1 protein-coding gene and 1 pseudogene are annotated in these 1632 nt (G+C 66.4%); one reads left to right on the top strand and one right to left on the bottom strand.

Translation table 11 applies throughout. The annotated features are described in order from the left end of the window. Window positions 1–97: pseudogene (locus MFF24_RS28570) on the top strand (IS5 family transposase); the annotation flags it as partial. A 106-nt stretch (window positions 98–203) separates the two neighbouring features. Here MFF24_RS28570 and MFF24_RS28565 read toward each other — a convergent pair. Beyond that, a complete protein-coding gene (locus tag MFF24_RS28565) occupies window positions 204–1457 on the bottom strand; it encodes an IS701-like element ISMch7 family transposase (RefSeq protein ID WP_238229210.1) in 1254 nt (417 codons plus the stop codon). Between the last annotated feature and the right edge of the window lie 175 nt (window positions 1458–1632).

The raw sequence follows: 1632 nt of genomic DNA, 5'->3' as shown, positions 1-1632 counted from the left end.
CAAAGAGTGGCGCGCCGTCGCCACCCGCTACGAGAAGACCGCCGTCAGCTTCGCCGGTGTCCTCTGCCTCGCCGCAACACTCGACTGGCTCAGGTGACGACAGGCCCTAGCATTACAGTTGCATTCGCGCTTTGAGATGGAGCTGTCGAGCGATAGCTTGATGGGCGCGTCGCCAAGCTGACCATGCGAGCACGAAGGCGGGTTCAATGCGCCGTTGCGCCAGCCGCATCGCCACGCGCCGGATCTCCTGAATGGACCACGGCACCTGCGAGCTTGGCGATGAGCGTCGTTTTTGGGGGCAGCCCGTTGGCCAGCCGGCGCACCCGCGCCAGCATCGCGAAGGCCAGCATCACCAGGCTGACGTGCCGGTGCCAGCCGTGCCACGAACGGCTCTCATTGTGGGCCAGCCCGAGTTCCGTCTTGGCGGTCTCGAACGCGTCCTCGATCGCCCAGCGGCGGCCCTCTACCATCACCAGCTTCTCGACCGGGATACCGGCCGGGCACCAAGTCGTGAAGTACGCCAGCGCCCCATCCGACAGGCTGCGCCGCACCAGCAGGCCGCGCGTCCACAAGCTCTGATCGAGCGCGGCGTCGAGCGCGTCAGCCCGGAGTGTGGCCAGCGGTAGATAGGCCCAGTCGAACAGCCGCGCTCCCTTGGTGCCCGCTCCGGCCGAGAGGCGCAGCCAGTCTTGGTCGGAGATACCCTTGGCGATGTCCTCGGCGGTGCCCGCAAGGTCGAGATTTGCGTCCCAGGACCAGAACCGATGCTGACCGGTGACGCCGAGCACGTAGCCCTTGTAGGCCCGCCGCAGCGCCAGTTCGATCTCGCCCACGCCGTAGATGCTGTCGGCCGCTACCCACGCGAACGGCACCTCTGCCCGGACGGCCCGCTCGATCATGGCGAGCGCCAATCTCGGCTTGGTGGCGAACGCGACAGCCTCGGGCACATGCGCGGCTCGCAGCCGGGCTGGATCCTCAGTCCAAGCCTTGGGTAGGTACAGCCGGCGATCGATGAAGGCATGGCCCTGATCCGAGACGTAGGCGGCAAACACTCCGATCTGGCAGTTGGTGATCTTGCCGGCCGAGCCCGTGTACTGCCGGCCCACACCGCACGAGGCTTTGCCCTGTTTGAGAAAGCCAGTCTCGTCGATCACGAGAACCGCATCCGGTGAAGCGAGCGTCTCGACGACGACGTCGCGCACCACGTCGCGCAGCGCCTCTGCATCCCAGTGCGTGCGACCTAGGATTGCCTGCTGACGCCAGGGACCCGGGTCACCGGCAGCTTCGGCGCGCATCCAGCCGATCTTGCGCCGCTCACCGCCGAGCAGTCCGTCCAGGAAGGCGTTGGCCGAGGCGGCGACACTCGGGGCGGCAAACAGCGGGCGGATGCGCTGCTTGGTCTGCCGCAGCGTCGTCGACCAGAGTTCAAGCGTGGACTCGAGCGAGGCTGAGGGCATCGCACTCTCCCATCCGAAAACCCTCAAATAGGAGCCTTGATCCGCCCCCACTGAAGTGGTCCGTCCTGAGGTATGGCTTTTGAGCCAGATGAGGACGGACAGATGGGAACGAAGCGGCATAAGCCGGAAGACGTGGTCGCCAAGCTGCGGCAGGGGGATGTTCTGGTCTCGCAGG

The sequence above is a fragment of the Methylorubrum aminovorans genome (assembly GCF_022179725.1).
Taxonomy (GTDB): Bacteria; Pseudomonadota; Alphaproteobacteria; order Rhizobiales; family Beijerinckiaceae; genus Methylobacterium; species Methylobacterium aminovorans.
This window is presented reverse-complemented; position numbering and strand designations above follow the sequence as displayed.